A 15,988-nucleotide genomic window follows, 5' to 3' on the forward strand; every position below is an offset into this window, starting at 1 on the left:
TGCTCCTTGGTTCAGGGGTGAGTGTGGGGGTGAGTGTGGGGTTGCGGCAGGCGCGCCACCTGGCGCGTGCCGCGCTGCGCCTGCTTGGCGCGGTACATGGCTTCGTCCGCCGCACCGACCAGCGAGACGGCGTCGATGGCGTGATCGGGGAAGACGGCCACGCCGATGGTCAGCGAGGTGACAATGCTGTTGCCGGTAGGCAGTTCAATGGCTTGCGCCATGGCGGTGATGATGTTGTCGGCGATGTGCATGGCGTCGCTGCTGTTGCGCAGCGGCTTGAGCAGGATGGCAAATTCGTCGCCGCCCAGGCGCGCCACCAGGTCGCCCTCGCGCAATTGCTGCTTGATGCGCGCGGCGATCGTCACCAGCACGCGGTCGCCCGAGGCATGGCCGAAGGTGTCGTTGATGTATTTGAAACGGTCGCTGTCGAGGAACAGCACGGCCACCTTGCCATTGCCGATGCGCGCTTCGAGGATGGCGCGTTCCAGCTCCGCTTCCATGAAGGCGCGGTTCGACAGGCCCGTCAGGCTGTCGTGGTTGGCGCGGTGCGACAGCGAGGCGTGTTCCTTTTGCAGATGGCTTTGCCATGCCTCCAGTTCGTCGAGCAGGGCGTTGAAGTCGTCACTGATCTGGTTCAGTTCGGCGATGTTGGCGGGCGGCACGCGCAATTCGAACGAGCGGTCGCGCCGCACGCGGTGCGCCGTTTCCGCCAGGTGGCGCAGGGGCGAGGTGATTTCCTTTTCCATGCGGCGCGACAGGCGCACGGCGACGACCAGGCTCAGCACGAGGCAGGCGAGCAGGCAGGACAGGCCGCTTAGCAGGAAGGGCAGCAGGCTGCGGCTGTGCGGCACCAGGGTGATGCTGCCGATGGCCTGCTCATTGCGCATGACGGGGAAGGTCAGCGAATCGGGCAGCATCCAGCCCGTCAGCGCGCGTTCGATGTAATAGCGCGTGCCGTGTTCGCCCCGTTCCCAGCGGGCCAGCACCTTGCCGGCCATGTCGCTCACCTGCGCCTGGTCGATATCTTCATTCACGCCGATCAAGGCCAGCGCTTCTTTGGCTACCAGGGCGTCGCCAAAGACGACGGCCCCTTCCACCGTGTAGCTCATCGAGCGGGCCACCAGGCGCAGGTTCTGGTCCGAATACACGCGCAGGGCCAGCAGCGCCACGGCCGTCAGGGTCAGGCCGGCCGCCATCACGGCAATCAGCGACACGCTCAGGTGGGCGCGCCGCAGCACGCTGTCGAGCGTGCGGCGGGGCTTGCGTGCCAGTTTTGGGGGCATGCTGGCGCTCATGGCTGCGGTGCCTTGCGACGTGCAATTTGCAAGGCGTTCGGATGCACGCGCAGGCCGCTGCGGGCGATGGCGTCGAGGTTGACGTCAAAGCCGATCTGCGCGTCGTTCAGGCGCAGGCAGAACATGGTGCCCACGCTGCAGGCCGTGCCGGGTTCGGCGACCGATAAAATCGGCTTGCCGATGATCTGCGCCAGCAGTTGGTCGCGTTCGCCCTCGGGCAGGCTGCCCAGGTAGATGACGTCGCATTCGCTGGCAGCGGCGGCCGCCGCCGGGACTTTCACCCGGATACGCTGGCCCAGGCTGGAGGCGGGCTTGTCGACGATGGCTGCCCCATAGCGGGGCACGCCGAGCATGCAGACGCGCACTTCCGGGCGCGCCACGGGCCAGCGCACATAGCTGATGATGCCAAACAGGACCTGGGCCACCTCGGCCGGTCGCCTGGCGTCGGCCGCCGCGCCCGTCTGCGCCCACGCCGCGCACGGGGTCAGCGCGCCGCAGGCGAACAGCGAGGCCAGCAGCGAGGTCAGCAGCACTGCGAGCAGGGCGGGCGGCGCGCAGCGCTGCTGGTGGCGGTGGGAGGAGGGCACGGCGTCGGGTATCTTTATGCAGGTCGGGCGGCGATTCACATCCTTACTCAACAACACAGACTGTACGGAAGTCCATGCTGAAAGTAAATGATGGCGCTACGCCATAAAGCTTGCATTATAAACACGAATGCCGAAACTTGCATTCTTTACCATGATAATTAACTGATCGACACTATTATCGTGCTACAGAGTGTTGCTATTCTTCCAGTGTCGCTTCCAGCAAGTCGATTTCGCGCAGCAGTCGCAAATGGATGGTGTCGTCGAGTTCGCCCGAGATGCGGCGGCGGTACAGTTCATCGCGTTCCGCATTCAGCGCTTCCAGGCGCAGCGCCCGCTCGGCCTTGGCCAGTTCCTGCAGCCGCGTCGCTTCGTCGTTGCTGCTTTCGCCGTACGCGAGGCGGCGCCGGTAGGCTTCGATTAGGCGGTTGGCCGCCTCGGTGACGACTTGCTGCTTGTCATTCTTGTCGATGCCTTCGCAGACTTTTTCCAGCCGCGCGATGGCCGCTTCGGCGGCAGCGGCGCGGGCATCGCGCTCTTCCGTCGAGCGGCGCGCGGGCGGCGCGAACACCAGGCCCTTGGTCAGCAAGGGCAGGGTGACGCTGGCCAGTATCAGCGACAGCAAGATCACCCCCATGGCCAGGAAGATGACCAGGTCGCGCGCGGGGAAACGATTTCCGTCAGGTAAGAACAACGGCAGGGTCAGGATGCCGGCCAGGGTCAGCGCACCGCGCACGCCCGCAAACGAGGCCACCAGCAGCAGGCGCAGGCTGGGACGCGCCAGCAGCGCCGCGTCCTTCGGTTCGCCAGCCATTTTCTTGTGGTGCTTGAACAGGGTCAGTTTCATGGAAATGAAGACCCAGATGAAGCGCATGAAGGTCAGCCCTACCGTGATGGCGATGACGAACAGGGGCAGTTTCCAGGCGCTGCCGGCGCCGATTTCGGCCGATGCTGCCGGCAAGCCGGCCACGGTGGTGGGCAGTTGCGCGCCCAGCATGACGAAGATCACGCCGTTCAAGACCAGTTGCACGGTATCCCACACGGCCTTGCGCTGGGTGCGCGTGGCGGCCAGCGGGCGGCCGATCAGGTCGGCGTAATGCATGGACACGCCCGCCGTGGCGGCGGCCAGGATGCCCGAGCCGTGGATTTGCTCGGCGCCCAGGTAGGCGGCGAACGGAATCAGGATGCTGATCAGGATTTGCAGGCCCGGCTCTTCGCCGACCTTGCTCACCAGCCATTTATTCGCCAGGCCCACGCCCCACGAGATGGCCAGGCCGATGACGATGCCGCCGCCTGCTTCTTGCAGGAAGCTGAGCGAGGCGGCGCCGATGGAAAAGCCGCCCGTCATCATGGCGCCCACGGCAAACGTGAAGCAGACCAGGCCCGAGGCGTCGTTCAGCAGCGATTCGCCTTCGAGGATGTGCATCAGGCGCGGCGGGATCGGGTTGCCGGCCGCAATCGCCGAGACGGCCACGGGGTCCGTCGGCGACAGGATGGCGCCCAGCGCGAAGGCGACGGCCAGCGGCACGCTGGGGATCAGCCAGTCGATGAAGAAACCCATGCCCAGCACGGTAAACAGCACCAGGCCGATGGCCAGCATCAGGATCGAGCGCGCATCGGAAAAGAAGGCGCCCTTGGGAATGCGCCAGCCATCGAGAAACAGCAGCGGCGGAATGAAGAGCAGGAAGAAGATATCGGGATCGAGCGGCACTTGCACGCCAAACAGGGCCAATCCCGTGCCGCCGGCGATCTGGATCAGCGGTAGCGGCAGCTTGACCCAGCGCGAACGGGCGATGAAGCCGCACAGGACGACGCTCAAGACGAGGATGAGGATGATGGTAACGGTATGCATGAAGGAGCGGCGGCGTGCTGAAACGCTGATTATAAGGCGCAGCCCGCGCATGGCGTTATCTGCGTGTCAATGCGTACATACAACAAGTCACAATCGCGGTAAGATTCTCCCATTCATTGCCACAATCTGCCCTGCTGCTGCCGTCCGTGCGCGGCAGGCGCGTGCTTAGCCTTGTGCTTGGCCTTTTACCGGACTCCTGTTTTGCTCAAAAAGATTTTCACCGGCCTGCTGCTGTCGCTGGCATTGCTCATCGTGGCGGCGCTGGCTGCCTACTTGTATTACTGGCGCCCCGCGCTGGCGCCCATCGATCCGCCCGCCGCCACGGCATTTTCCCCGCAAGTGGTGGAGAAGGGCCGCATTTTGGCCGGCATGGGCAATTGCGCCGCCTGCCATACGGTCCAGGGCGGCGCCGATTACGCGGGCGGCCATGGCCTGGCCACGCCGTTCGGCACGATCTACGCGACAAATATCACGCCGGACCGGCAGACGGGCATCGGCCGCTGGTCGCTGGCCGCCTTCCAGCGGGCCATGCGCGAAGGCGTGGGCCGCGATGGCGCCCATTTGTATCCCGTCTTTCCGTACACGCATTTCAACCTCGTCTCGGACGCCGACCTGACGGCCTTGTACGCGTATGTCATGACGCGCCCGCCCGTGTATGCGGTCGCGCCCGCCAATAGCGTGCCTTTCCCTTTGAACTTGCGCCCCTTGCAGGCGGGCTGGAAGTTGCTGTTTTTCAAACCGGCCAGTTATCAGCTCGACCCCGCGCAAGGGCTGGACTGGAACCGGGGCCGCTACCTGGCCGAGGGCCTGGCCCATTGCGCCGCCTGCCACACGCCGCGCAATGCGCTGGGCGCCGAGCTTGCTGGCTCGTCGTATCTGGGCGCTTCCATCGATCACTGGTATGCGCCGGCCTTGACCAGTGCCAACACGGCGCCCTTGCCGTGGACGCAGGACGAGCTGTATGCCTTCCTGCGCACGGGAGCGACAACCCTGCACGGCGTGGCGGCCGGCCCGATGTCGGCCGTCGTGCACGAAGGCATGGGTGCGTCGCCCGACAGCGATATCCGCGCGCTGGCCACGTATTTTGCCGGCGTGGCCGGCGCAGAGCAACGCCAGATCGATACCGATACCGTGGTCAAGGCGGGCATCCAGCGTTCGCAGCGGGTCAGCCTGGTCGACAACGACCGTGGCGCCAGCCTGTACGTGGCCGCCTGCGCGTCGTGCCACTCGAACAGCGACGGCCGGCCCGCGGCCCTGCGTCCGGAACTGAGCCTGAACAGCGCCGTCAGTGCGCCCGATCCCGCCAACCTGATCCAGGTGATATTGCACGGCATCAGCAAGGACGACGCGATGCCCGGCGTGCTGATGCCCGGTTTTGGCGCGTCGCTGACGGACAACGACGTGGCCCAGCTGGCAGCCTATCTGCGCCGCAGCCGCAGCACCCAGCCCGCCTGGACGAACCTGGAAGCGGCGGTGGCGCGCGCGCGGGCCGGCAAGTAACTCTTGAAAGTATCTTGAATATTTATGTATAACATTACCGTGAATGGCCAGCCCTTCGGCACCGAAGCCGACGCCGAGACGCCCCTGTTGTGGGTGCTGCGCGACGAAGCTCATTTAAAAGGCACCAAGTTTGGCTGCGGCATCGGCATGTGCGGCGCCTGCACCGTGCACGTCGATGGCCGTGCCATGCGCTCGTGCATCACGCCGATTGCCGCCGTGGCCGGTTGCGCCATCACCACCATCGAAGGTCTCTCGCCCGATGGCACGCACCCGCTGCAGCGGGCGTGGTTGGCCACGCAGGCGCCCCAGTGCGGCTATTGCCAGTCGGGCCAGATCATGCAGGCGGCCACCTTGTTGAAAGACTATCCGCAGCCGACGGATGCGAATATCGATGCCGTCATGAGCGGCAATCTGTGCCGCTGCATGGCGTATGTGCGCATCCGCAAGGCAATTAAACTGGCGGCTGGCATGCAGGAGGCGCCCGGTGTTTAAGCTGCCAAAAGAAAATTCTGCTGCCCATCCCAGCGCGCTGGGACGGCGCGGTTTCCTGATCGCCGCCGCCGGCACGGGTTTTACCCTGGCCTTTTTGCGCGCCGACAGCTCTTTGGCCGCTGGCAAGACGGCGCCCGCGCCGCCCGTCAAGCCTGCGGCGCCCGTGTTCGACCCCAGCATCTGGTTCCAGATCGGGCGTGACGGCATGATCACCGTGAATATCGCCAAGGCGGAAATGGGCCAGCATATCGGCACGGCCCTGGCGCGCATCGTGGCCGAGGAGCTGGAAGCGGACTGGAGCAAGGTGCGCCTGCATTACGTGGACACGGACGCGAAATGGGGCTTGATGGTGACGGGCGGCAGCTGGTCCGTCTGGCAGAATTTCGATCCGCTCAGCCGTGCCGGCGCGGCTGGCCGCCTCGCGCTGGTCGAGGAGGGCGCGCGCCTGCTGCGCGTGCCCGTCTCCGCCTGCCACGCCCGGCTCGGCGTCGTGCATGGGCGTGGGCGCTCGATCAGCTATGGCGACATCGTGCGCCGTGGCAAGCTGGCGCGCCAGTACACGCCGGAGCAATTGCAAGCCATCGTGCTGAAAACGCCGCGGCAGCGCAGCCTGATCGGCCAGCAGGTGCAGGCGCTGGACATCCCGGCGAAAATCAATGGCACGGCCGTGTACGGCATTGATGCGGAAATCGAGGGCATGCTGTATGCGCGCCCGAAGATCCCGCCCACGCGCTACGGCTCGAAAGTGGTGTCCATCGACGACTCGGCGGCCAGGAAGGTGCAGGGCTACCTGCGTTCGTTCGCCTTGCAAGACCCCAGCGGCACGGTGCCCGGCTGGGTCATGGTGGTGGCCGACACGTATGCGGCCGCCATGCGCGCGGCCGACCTGGTGCAAGTGAAATGGCGGGCCGGTGCGGCGGCGCACGTGTCGGAGCAGGATATCGTCAACTATGCGGGCAAGCAACTGGCCGATGCCAGCCTGGGCGCCCGCGTGGTCGATGATGATGGCGTGGAACAAGCGTTCAAGGATGCCAGCCTGCAACTGGAACGCCACTACACGACCAGCACCGTGCTGCATTTCCAGCTGGAACCGGTCAATGCCCTGGCGCAGGAAATCGACGGCGTCTGGCATATCCATGCGGGCAACCAGTGGCAATCGTTGATCCTGCCCGTGCTGGCGCAGGCGTTGAATGTTCCCGAGAGCAAGGTCATGTTGCACACTTATCTGCTGGGCGGCGGCTTCGGCCGGCGCCTGAATGGCGATTATTGCGTGCCGGCCGCGCTGGCGGCGCAAGCCGTGGGGCGGCCCGTCAAGATGATTTGCACGCGCTCCGACGATGCGCGTTTCGATTCGCCCCGTTCGCCATCCGTGCAGCATGTGCGCATGGCGTTCGACGATGCGGGCAAGGTCTCGGCGATGGTGCACGAAGCGAGCGCAGGCTGGCCCACGCAAGCGATGATACCCGCCTTCCTGGCCAAGGATAAGCAGGGCCATCCGTACGACCCGTTCGCCATCGCCGGCGCCGACCACTGGTACACGGTGGGCGCGCAGCGCGTGCGGGCCGTGTCGAACGACCTGGCCAACAGCAGTTTCCGCCCCGGCTGGCTGCGTTCCGTGGGGCCGGGCTGGACCAACTGGGCCGTGGAAAGCTTCATGGACGAGGCGGCGCAGGCGGCCAAGGTCGACCCACTGGCCTTCCGTTTGTCCTTGCTGCAGGCGACGGGGCGCAATGCGGGCAGCGCGCCGAACGCCGTCGGTGGCGCCGCGCGCCTGGCCCACGTGCTGCAGCGGGTGGCGGACAAGGCGGGCTGGGGCACCGCCATGCCGCCCGACACGGGCCTGGGCATCGCCGCCACGTTCGGCCAGGAGCGCGACATGCCGACCTGGACGGCCTGCGTCGCCCGGGTTAAAGTGGACCGCAGCACTTGCATGGTGAAAGTCGAAAAGCTGTTCATGGTCATCGACGCGGGCAGCATCGTCGACCCCGATGGCGCGCTGGCGCAGGCGGAAGGGGGCGCCCTGTGGGGCGTCAGCATGGCCTTGCATGAAGGCACGGCTTTCCTCAACGGCGAAGTGAAGGATACCAACCTGAATACCTACACACCGCTGCGCATGGCCGACGTGCCCGAGCTCGACATCGAGTTCGTGGCCAGCACGGCAACTTCGACGGGCATGGGCGAGCCGCCCACGACGGCCGTGGCGCCGGCGATCGGCAACGCCATCTTCGCCGCCGTGGCCTCGCGCGTGCGGCATTTGCCGATCCGCCCGGAAGCCGTGCTGAAGGGGCTGGACCGGCACGGCGCCGTCTGATGCGGGCGCGCGGCAAAATGACGTGCGCCGCGCGTGAACGGGCGCAGGCTGCTACACTGAAGCTTGCAGCTCAGGGCGCGCAGGCGGCGCCCGGTCTGGCAACATCAGCGCAATAGCAGCTTTATGTCAGCTTGATCCAAGTTCGATAGCGGAGGCAGCCATGCAAGAACAATTTGTCAGCATCACGGCCGATGAACTTCAAATGGACGGCGTGCTTGAAATGCCCGAGCGGCCCGTGGGCATCGTCCTGTTTGCCCATGGCGCGGGCGCCGATAGCGATTACCTTGGCGCGTCCAGCCACGCCACTTCCCAGGATTTTTTGCGAGCGGATATCGCCACCCTGCGCTTCGACCAGGGCGGTGTCGGGCCCGGTGGCGGCAGCAATGGGCATGCGTATTTCGTGCGCAGCGATATCGTGCTGCTGGCGCGTCAACTGGAAAAAGCCCTGGGCTGGCTGCAGGTCGACCCGTCCACGCGGCGCTTGCCCTGCGGCCTGTATGGCTATGGCACCAGTGCCGCCGTGGTGATGCAGCTGGCAGCCTGGCGCAGCGCGGAAATCGCTGCGCTGGCGGTCTGCGATGGCCAGGTGGAAATGGCCGGCAAGGCGGCGCTGGAAAACGTGCGCGTGCCATCGCTGTTAATCGTGGGTGGGCGCGACCCCGACGTGGCGGGCTTGAACCGCATGGCGTTTGCCACCTTGCGCTGCGATAAACAACTGGAACAGATCGCCGCGCCTGGCGGCCCCGACACGCGCCACCAGGCGGCCTTGCTGGCTACGGACTGGTACATGCGCCATTTCAACGGGCATACCAGTACGGCGCAGTAGCGCAGCAGATCAGGCGGCGCGCAAGTTCCTCGCATGGAAGCGCACATGCTCTTCCATGAAGCTGGCGATGAAGTAATAGCCGTGGTCATAGCCGGCATGGCGGCGCAGCTGCACAGGCTGGCCGGCGTCGCGGCACGCCGCTTCGAACACCTCGGGGTACAGTTGCTCCGGTAAAAATTTGTCGGCCAGGCCCTGGTCGATCAAGATGCCTTCGGGGAACAGCGGCGGCTGGCCTTGCAGGCCGCGCATCAGCGCGCTGGCGTCGTACTGCTGCCAGCTGGCTGCGTCGCTGCCCAGGTAGCCCGTAAACGCCTTCTTGCCCCACGGACATTGGCTCGGCGCGGCGATGGGGGCGAAGGCGGAGACGGAGCGGAACAGGTCAGGGTTGCGCAAGGCCAGCACCAGCGCGCCATGGCCGCCCATCGAGTGGCCGAAAATGCCCGTGCGTTGCGCGTCGATCGCCAGTTCCTGTACCAGCAGGGCGCGCAGTTCCAGCAGGTAGCTATACATCCGATAGTGGCTGCGCCACGGCGCTTCGGTGGCATCGACGTAAAAGCCGGCGCCCGCGCCGAAATCCCAGGCATCCGTCTCGCCCGCGATATTCGCGCCACGGGGGCTGGTGTCGGGTGCAATCAGGATCAAGCCTTCCTCGGCCGCCACGCGCTGCGCGCCACCCTTGATCATGAACGTTTCTTCCGTGCACGTCAGACCGGCCAGGTAAAACAGGGCGGGGCGTTTGGTGCTGACCGTGGCGCCTGGCGGCGTATCGGGAATGAAGGCCGAGAAACGCATGGGCAAGCCGATGGCGTGCGTGTCGTGGCGATAAAAGCGTTGTACGCCGCCAAAACAGGCGTGTTCACTCAACAGTTCCAGCATGAATTCTCCTCGTTAATGCCACAGTATAGCCAGAGTGGCGCGCCGCTGGCATGGCATCAGCCCAGCATGGCCGCTATTGCAGGCAAGATGTCCTGTGCCGGCGCTTCGGTCTTGAAGGCCAGCAAATGGTCGGCGCGCGTTTTGCCCAGGTTGATGGCGGCCACGGGCTTGCCCGTCTCGGCCGCCATGCGGCACAGGCGAAAGCTCGAATACACCATGACGGATGAGCCCACTACCAGCAGGGCGCTGGCCGCCTGCATCTTGCTTTCGGCCTCGGCCGTGCAGGAGGCGGGCACGCCATCGCCGAAAAACACCACGTCGGGCTGCAGGGTGCCGCCGCAGCGGGGACAGGCGGGCAGGTGGAAGGTGGCCAGCTGGGACGGCTCCAGCAAGGCGTCGCCATCGGGCGCCGGCGTGGCCGTGGCACCCAGCATCTGCGGATTGTCGCGTTCGAGCTGATCCTGGATCAGGCGGCGCGTATGGCGGGCATGGCAATCGAGGCATACGACGCCATGTATGCTGCCGTGCAACTCCGTGACGGCGGCGCTGCCTGCCTGCTGATGCAGGCCATCGACGTTTTGCGTGACCAGGCCGCCGATGTGCTGGCGCTGGGCCAGTTGCGCGATGGCCAGGTGACCGGGATTGGGCGTGGCGCGCGCCAGGGTTGGCCAGCCCACCATGCTGCGCGCCCAGTAGCGGCGGCGCACGGCTTCCTGGCGGCGAAAATCGGGGCCTTGCACGGGCGCGTTGCCGCGCCGCACGCCGTCCGTATCGCGGTAGTCGGGTATGCCCGATGCCGTGCTGATGCCGGCACCTGTCAGCAGCAGCACGTCGGGATGGCGCAGCAGGAACTGTGCCAGTTGCTCCAGGGCGGGATCGTCGCTGGCGCGCTGCTGGCTGGCTGAGGGAAAGTTTTGCATGATGCGCCATGCTAACCGAAAAGCACGGCGCCGTTGCAAGCGGATGTTTACTCCAGCTTCATGCCGAAACGCTGCAGCCGCGGCTGCCAATGCTCGTCAATATTGGCCGAGACGAGGATGCGCTCGGCCTTGCCGATCAGTAATTCACGTGGCACGAAGCCGAAATAGCGCGAGTCGGCGCTGTTGTCGCGGTTATCGCCCAGCATCATGAAGTGGTCCGCCGGCACCGTCACGGGGGCAAAGCTGCGCGCCGCGCCCGCGATTTGCGGCAAGACCTGGATGCGGTGCTGCTCGGTCGCGTTGCGCTCGCTGATGCGCTGCGCCGTCAGCTGGCCCAGGTGGGCGATGGTTTCGGGCGCCGTGTCGAGCGCCGTGTACTGGGCGGGCTGGCCATTGATGACCAGCTGTTCATTGCGCATTTCCACCGTGTCGCCGGGCAGGGCGATGATGCGCTTGATCAATCGCGTGCCGTCTTTCGGCGAGGAAAAGGTGACGATATCGCCCCGCTGCGGTTCACCCAGGCGCTGCAGCACGATATCGGTGAGCGGCACTTTCAGGTTGAAGGCCAGGCGGTTGACGAAGACCACGTCGCCTTCGAGCAGGTTGGGGCGCATGGATGCCGACGGTATGGGATTCCAGTCCGCCACGGCCGTGCGGAACACGCCGAACAGCAGGATAAACATCAAAAAACCTTTGTTGGCGCGCATCCATGTTTTCATCTTGGCTCTTTCGCTGGGCAATGCCCGTGAGTGTGAGGGAAGGCGCCATTGCTGCTGGCGCCCTATCCACGATGCACGGCGAGGCTGAAGCCAGTCTTAAATCAAGCGCCTGCGCGGCCGATGTTGCGCGCAAGCGTCAGCAACGAGGCTATTTGAACGCCTTGATGACGGCATCGAGCTTGACCTTGAGCGACTTGTCGTGCGCGTGGATGGCCGGCACTGCGCGCTGCACGCCGAGCAGCTGGTAGACGGCCGTCTGCGCCGCGCGCACCGAGTATTCCACCGTGAAGACGACATCGTCGGCGAGCTCCACGAACTGGCTGACGAAGGCCAGGTTGACGGAGTTGGCGGGCACGGGCAGCGGGCGGTCGCTCTTTGCGCGGGGCATGAACATGCTGGTGATGTAGGGCATGCGGCAGGGAATGCAATTGGCCGTAGCCATGATGTCGAGGTCGAAGTTCAGGTGGCCGCACAGCTCGCGCAGGATTTCCTCGCCGCTGCATTCGGACATGGGCTTGGCGACGAAGTTGCCGATGCGGTCAGGGTGCAGCGCATAGCCCCAGAATACTTGCACGCCTTCCGGTTGGCCGGCGAAATGGGGCTGGTGCGCCAGCACGACGGACATGAACCAGTTGCTGTCCTTGAAGGTGACGAGGCCGCCCGTGCCCGCGCTGTTGCCCGTGAATTGCTCCATCCGGTCAAAGAAGGCGCTGTCTTTCAGGGTGACCGTGTACGAGGCCCAGTACGATTCGGGGATGCTGCTGTTGAAGGCGGCTGGACGGCCCAGCGCCGGGCGGCCTTCGGCCAGTTTTTCCCACAGCAGCCAACCCTGGCTGTCGTTTTTTGTGCGCTTGGCCGGCGCGCTGTGCATGCTGCCATAGCTGGAGGCATCCGTCATCGATGCGTTCTGGAAAAACACCAGGTCGTCGGCGGCGACGGGAATCACGTCGGCCAGGCCGCGCCGCTGGCAGTGCAGGGCGGTGGCGGTCAGGCGGCCTTCGGGTTCCTGGACCTCGATATCGGTCACCGTGCAATCCATGATGATGTTGACGCCTTGCTCCTGCAGCCACGCGACCAGCGGGCGCACCAGCGAATCGTACTGGTTGTAGACGGTGCGCTTGACGCCGGCCAGGGTTTCGATGCGCGAAAATTCCATCATGAAGCGGTGCAGATAGCGCTTGAACTCGACGGCGCTATGCCAGGGCTGGAAGGCAAACGTGGTGGCCCACATATACCAGAACTTGGTGTCGAAGAATTCGGGCGAGAGCCAATCCGTGATGGCGCTGCTGCCCAGAGTGTCTTCATCGGCTTCCGTCAGCTTCAGCAGTTCCAGCCTGTCCTGCATGGAAAAGCCCATGCTGCTGACATCAACCTTGAAACGGTTGCGGTCGACCAGACGCGCGCGCGAGTGGGGAATGTGCCGTTCGTTGAAGGCGATGGTTTCATCGTAGACGCTCTGGCCCGCATGTTCGAGCGAAGGGATGCTCTTGAACAGGTCCCAGGTGCACTCGTAATTATCGGTGGTCAGCATGCGCCCGCCGCGCAAGGTGTAGCCATCCTCGGCATTGCCGCCGCCATCGAGGCTGCCGCCCGTCACGGGCGATGTTTCGAAGATGGTGATGTTGCTACCTTGCATGCCGCCGTCGCGGATCATGAAGGCGGCCGCAGCCAGTGAGCCGATGCCGCCGCCGACCAGGTAGGCTTTTTTGTTTGTATTGGTCATGGTTTTCCCCTGAATGTGAGCGCATCCGCATGCGCGAAAGGCTTGCAAGCGGCACGGCCGATGTCGTGCCATATTTGCCTATTTTACAACGTCAGGGGGAGGCTCGGCGGATAAATAGAGCGTTCGTTCGGTTTTTTCAGGCGTCAGCGTGTTCCTTGCGCCGTTCAAAGTACAGCAGATCCGACCAGGCATCCTGGAAGCGCATGGCTTTTTCCGAGTGGCCATATTGGTGAAAGCCGTTGCGCTGCATGACGGCGATCGACCCCATGTTTTGCGGCCGCGCTGTCGCTTCCACGCGCCACAGTTCCAGTGTGCCGAACGCCTCTTCCAGCAACAGGGCGACCACGCGCGTGGCGTAGCCGCGTCCGCCGAACCGTTCGCCGATGCGATAACCGAGCGTCGCCTTGTTGAAGTAGGGGCGCGTGACGGCCGTCAGATTGACCCTGCCGATGATTTGTCCGTCCAGCTTGGCCAGATACTGGTAAGCGAGGTCTTGCTGGCGCTCGCGCTGCGCCTGCTCGATGGCGGCGGCGATGGCTTCCTGGTGGTAATAGGACGGTGCGCGCGCCGTGACCCAGCTTTCAAAATACGCACGGTTGTCCAGTTCGAAGGCCAGCAAGGCGGGAAGGTCGGCGCTGGAGGGCGGGAGCAACTGAAGGCGGTCGAGGTCTGGCATGGAAGCGTGTCGGAAAGCGATGCGCCATTATAATCAGCTGGCGCATTTTGCCGCACATGCTTGAATTCATGAAGGAGCAGCATGCTGTCCCATCTCTGCCTCGGCACCAACGACTTTCCCCGCGCCTACGCCTTCTACACGGCCCTGCTGGGAGAACTCGATTTGATCGAAAAGTTTCATGATCCGGCCCAACCCTGGGCCGGCTGGATGGCGCGGGACGCGCCGCGCCCCCTGTTCGTGCTGACGGCGCCGCACGACGGCTTGCCGGCGACGCCCGGCAATGGCCAGATGACGGCCTGGCTGGCGGCCAGCCGCGCCCAGGTGGAGCGCAGCTACCAGGCCGCGCTGGCGCTGGGCGCCGTGTGCGAGGGGCCACCTGGCTTGCGGCCCCATTATCACGCCAATTATTATGGCGCCTACTTCCGCGACCTCGATGGCAACAAGCTGTGCGTCTGCTGCCACGCCGAAGAATGATTCAGCGCGGGCCCCAGACGTCGTCTTCCGTCCAGCCCAGTTCCAGGAAATCCTGCGCCCGCTCGCTTGCCTCGCCGGCGCAATAGAATTCGTCGAGCTGGGGCGGCGCGATGCGCGTGCCGGCCAGCATGGCGTGCACTTGCCCCCGGTGGTGGATCTGGTGCTGGAACACATGCGCCAGCAGGCGCTGGCGTGTGTCGATTTGCGGATTGTCGCGCAAGATCGTCACGGGCCGCGCCAGGTCCGCATCGCACAGGCTGCGGCAATGGGCGATCAGGCGCAGGTCCGAGGCGCGCTGCGCCGCATGCAGGGCCGTGCAGTCGGTGAACGGTTCGTCCGTTTCAAAGAAGACATAGCAGTCGGCATGGGGCGCCGCGCCGCGCAGCTCGCGTTCGAGCGCGTCGAGATAAAACCAGTCGCATGTGAGGATGTGGTTCAGCGTGAAGCCGATGGTGGGGAAAAAGCTGACGCGCGTTGCCTGGAACTCGGCCTGGGTCAGCTGCCCGCACGCTTTCAGCAGGCGGTGGTTGGCCCAGGCGTTGTTATACGCCTGGCTGGTGATGTAGTGCGCGAGTGGATTGTTCATGATGGATCGCTGGTTGAGCAGGGCAGGGTGTATGTCGTGCCACTTTAGCATGTTGCGGCAGGTGGACAAAGCGCTCACGCCAGCCGCACCAGCGCTGCTGTCATCAAGTAAAATCATGGAGCGAACTTCGCGATAATGATGCATACAGGGCTTGGGATAGCAAAATGGGCTGGATAGGAAAATTACTGAACGGCGGCGACGAAAAAAACAAGCCTGCGCCAGTCACGGCAGCGGCAGCGCCCGAGGCGACGCTGCAGCCAGCCACCATCACCGAAATCGATGCCATGTACTACCGCTGGCTGGCGGCTGCGGGATCGGCGCAGGCTCCGGCGGAGACCGAACAGCAGATTCTGGACGAATTGGCGCGCCTGGTGCGTGAACCGATCGCTGGCGCCGCGCTGGTGCCGCGCATTCCAGCCATCATTCCGCAGTTGATGCGTACCTTGCAAGATGAAAACATGAGCGCGGCCAAGCTGTCGGCCCAGCTGGCCCAGGATGTGCTGCTGGTCGCCGAGGTCTACCGCGAAGCGAACCGGCCCTGCTACCAGTCGCGCTACAACGCCAGCCCGTCGATCAACAACATGGAAGGCGCCATCATGCTGCTCGGGCAAAACGGCATGCGCATGCTGCTCGCCCGCGTCGCCTTCCGTCCCATCGTCAGCATGCAAAGCGGCGGGCTGACCGTGCGCACGGCGCCGCTGATCTGGCGCCAGTCCGAAAAATGTGCGCTGGCGGCCAGTCTGGTCGCGCCGACGATGCATGCCAACGCCTTCGATGCCTATCTCGCGGGGCTGATGGCCAATGTCGGCCTGGTGGTGGCGTTCCGGCTGATCGACCAGATGCATGGGCCCGATGTCTTTCCGCAATCGGACGCCTTCATTGCGCAAGTGTTTGCGCAAGCGCGCATCTTGTCGGTACGCATCGCCGAATTGTGGGAATTTCCCCAGTCCGTGACCCGCGCGATCGGGCAAGTGGGGCAATCCGATGCCGATCCGCAGGCGCAGGCGCTGGCGCTGGGCGAGCGCTTGAGCAAGCTGCGCATGCTGGCCGACAGCGGCCGCTTTCCTGCCGACGATCCTTTCGTGACGACCGGACTCGGCAAGAGTGAGCTGCTGGCGTTTGGCAAACTGGCCGACGACGACGAGTGATGCCAG

General features: G+C 64.8%; 15 protein-coding genes. 6 read left to right on the forward strand and 9 right to left on the reverse strand.

Annotation, left to right across the window (positions count from 1 at the left end; genetic code table 11):
- Positions 1 to 11 precede the first annotated feature (11 nt).
- The 3 genes from C8C92_RS11850 to C8C92_RS11860 all read right to left on the reverse strand — a co-directional run bounded on the left by C8C92_RS11850 (position 12) and on the right by C8C92_RS11860 (position 3,731).
- Positions 12 to 1,295, reverse strand: coding sequence for a diguanylate cyclase (locus C8C92_RS11850; RefSeq protein ID WP_099759719.1), 1,284 nt, complete (start codon positions 1,293 to 1,295; stop codon positions 12 to 14).
- Positions 1,292 to 1,882, reverse strand: a complete 591-nt coding sequence (locus tag C8C92_RS11855) for a YfiR family protein (RefSeq protein WP_243420180.1) — start codon at positions 1,880 to 1,882, stop codon at positions 1,292 to 1,294. The genes C8C92_RS11850 and C8C92_RS11855 overlap by 4 nt, the downstream gene beginning before the upstream one ends.
- 196 nt (positions 1,883 to 2,078) lie before the next feature.
- Positions 2,079 to 3,731 carry a Na+/H+ antiporter gene (locus tag C8C92_RS11860; RefSeq protein WP_099759718.1) on the reverse strand — a complete coding sequence of 551 codons (1,653 nt, stop codon included), beginning with the start codon at positions 3,729 to 3,731 and terminating at the stop codon, positions 2,079 to 2,081.
- Positions 3,732 to 3,932: 201 nt separating this feature from the next.
- Here C8C92_RS11860 and C8C92_RS11865 point away from each other — a divergent pair, with 201 nt between their 5' ends.
- From C8C92_RS11865 to C8C92_RS11880, 4 genes are all read left to right on the forward strand, one after another.
- Positions 3,933 to 5,231 (forward strand): cytochrome c, encoded by a 1,299-nt coding sequence (locus tag C8C92_RS11865; RefSeq protein ID WP_116744023.1) that lies wholly within the window; start codon positions 3,933 to 3,935, stop codon positions 5,229 to 5,231.
- 24 nt (positions 5,232 to 5,255) lie between these two features.
- Complete coding sequence (locus C8C92_RS11870) at positions 5,256 to 5,723, forward strand: (2Fe-2S)-binding protein (RefSeq protein WP_070218230.1); 468 nt, start codon at positions 5,256 to 5,258, stop codon at positions 5,721 to 5,723.
- A complete protein-coding gene (locus C8C92_RS11875) occupies positions 5,716 to 8,034 on the forward strand; it encodes a molybdopterin cofactor-binding domain-containing protein (protein WP_116744024.1) in 2,319 nt (772 codons plus the stop codon). The genes C8C92_RS11870 and C8C92_RS11875 overlap by 8 nt, the downstream gene beginning before the upstream one ends.
- A gap of 160 nt (positions 8,035 to 8,194) precedes the next feature.
- Entirely contained in the window at positions 8,195 to 8,860 is a 666-nt protein-coding gene (locus tag C8C92_RS11880) for an alpha/beta hydrolase (RefSeq protein WP_116744025.1), read from the forward strand.
- A 9-nt stretch (positions 8,861 to 8,869) separates the two neighbouring features.
- On the opposite strand, the gene fghA is transcribed toward C8C92_RS11880, so the two are convergent.
- The 5 genes from fghA to C8C92_RS11905 form a co-directional block, all read right to left on the reverse strand.
- Positions 8,870 to 9,736, reverse strand: coding sequence for an S-formylglutathione hydrolase (gene fghA / locus C8C92_RS11885; protein ID WP_116744026.1), 867 nt, complete (start codon positions 9,734 to 9,736; stop codon positions 8,870 to 8,872).
- 56 nt (positions 9,737 to 9,792) lie between these two features.
- On the reverse strand, positions 9,793 to 10,656 hold the full coding sequence (locus C8C92_RS11890) for an NAD-dependent protein deacetylase (protein ID WP_116744027.1): 864 nt from the start codon (positions 10,654 to 10,656) through the stop codon (positions 9,793 to 9,795).
- A 47-nt stretch (positions 10,657 to 10,703) separates the two neighbouring features.
- Positions 10,704 to 11,375 (reverse strand): signal peptidase I, encoded by a 672-nt coding sequence (lepB, locus tag C8C92_RS11895; protein WP_116744028.1) that lies wholly within the window; start codon positions 11,373 to 11,375, stop codon positions 10,704 to 10,706.
- Between the two features lie 148 nt (positions 11,376 to 11,523).
- Complete coding sequence (locus tag C8C92_RS11900; protein WP_116744029.1) at positions 11,524 to 13,098, reverse strand: oleate hydratase; 1,575 nt, start codon at positions 13,096 to 13,098, stop codon at positions 11,524 to 11,526.
- Positions 13,099 to 13,234: 136 nt separating this feature from the next.
- Positions 13,235 to 13,774: a GNAT family protein gene (locus C8C92_RS11905; protein WP_116744030.1), complete on the reverse strand. Its 540-nt coding sequence runs from the start codon at positions 13,772 to 13,774 to the stop codon at positions 13,235 to 13,237.
- An 81-nt stretch (positions 13,775 to 13,855) separates the two neighbouring features.
- Between C8C92_RS11905 and C8C92_RS11910 the strand changes: the two genes are divergently transcribed.
- The gene (locus tag C8C92_RS11910; RefSeq protein WP_116744031.1) at positions 13,856 to 14,248 is read left to right on the forward strand and encodes a VOC family protein; all 393 of its coding nucleotides are present in this window, start codon (positions 13,856 to 13,858) and stop codon (positions 14,246 to 14,248) included.
- 1 nt (position 14,249) lies between these two features.
- Here C8C92_RS11910 and C8C92_RS11915 read toward each other — a convergent pair whose 3' ends face one another.
- Positions 14,250 to 14,834, reverse strand: a complete 585-nt coding sequence (locus C8C92_RS11915) for a DinB family protein (RefSeq protein WP_099764180.1) — start codon at positions 14,832 to 14,834, stop codon at positions 14,250 to 14,252.
- A 164-nt stretch (positions 14,835 to 14,998) separates the two neighbouring features.
- Here C8C92_RS11915 and C8C92_RS11920 point away from each other — a divergent pair, with 164 nt between their 5' ends.
- Positions 14,999 to 15,982, forward strand: a complete 984-nt coding sequence (locus C8C92_RS11920) for an HDOD domain-containing protein (protein ID WP_116744032.1) — start codon at positions 14,999 to 15,001, stop codon at positions 15,980 to 15,982.
- Positions 15,983 to 15,988: the final 6 nt, after the last annotated feature.

The organism is Janthinobacterium sp. 78, from assembly GCF_003096775.1.
Classification (GTDB): domain Bacteria; phylum Pseudomonadota; class Gammaproteobacteria; order Burkholderiales; family Burkholderiaceae_D; genus Janthinobacterium; species Janthinobacterium tructae.

Coding starts and splice junctions, on each gene's coding strand:
- C8C92_RS11850 (WP_099759719.1), bottom strand. CDS start 1,295: ATGAGCGCCAGCATGCCCCCAAAACTGGCACGCAAGCCCCGCCGCACG.
- C8C92_RS11860 (WP_099759718.1), bottom strand. CDS start 3,731: ATGCATACCGTTACCATCATCCTCATCCTCGTCTTGAGCGTCGTCCTG.
- C8C92_RS11870 (WP_070218230.1), top strand. CDS start 5,256: ATGTATAACATTACCGTGAATGGCCAGCCCTTCGGCACCGAAGCCGAC.
- C8C92_RS11880 (WP_116744025.1), top strand. CDS start 8,195: ATGCAAGAACAATTTGTCAGCATCACGGCCGATGAACTTCAAATGGAC.
- fghA (WP_116744026.1), bottom strand. CDS start 9,736: ATGCTGGAACTGTTGAGTGAACACGCCTGTTTTGGCGGCGTACAACGC.
- C8C92_RS11890 (WP_116744027.1), bottom strand. CDS start 10,656: ATGCAAAACTTTCCCTCAGCCAGCCAGCAGCGCGCCAGCGACGATCCC.
- lepB (WP_116744028.1), bottom strand. CDS start 11,375: ATGAAAACATGGATGCGCGCCAACAAAGGTTTTTTGATGTTTATCCTG.
- C8C92_RS11900 (WP_116744029.1), bottom strand. CDS start 13,098: ATGACCAATACAAACAAAAAAGCCTACCTGGTCGGCGGCGGCATCGGC.
- C8C92_RS11905 (WP_116744030.1), bottom strand. CDS start 13,774: ATGCCAGACCTCGACCGCCTTCAGTTGCTCCCGCCCTCCAGCGCCGAC.
- C8C92_RS11910 (WP_116744031.1), top strand. CDS start 13,856: ATGCTGTCCCATCTCTGCCTCGGCACCAACGACTTTCCCCGCGCCTAC.
- C8C92_RS11915 (WP_099764180.1), bottom strand. CDS start 14,834: ATGAACAATCCACTCGCGCACTACATCACCAGCCAGGCGTATAACAAC.
- C8C92_RS11920 (WP_116744032.1), top strand. CDS start 14,999: ATGGGCTGGATAGGAAAATTACTGAACGGCGGCGACGAAAAAAACAAG.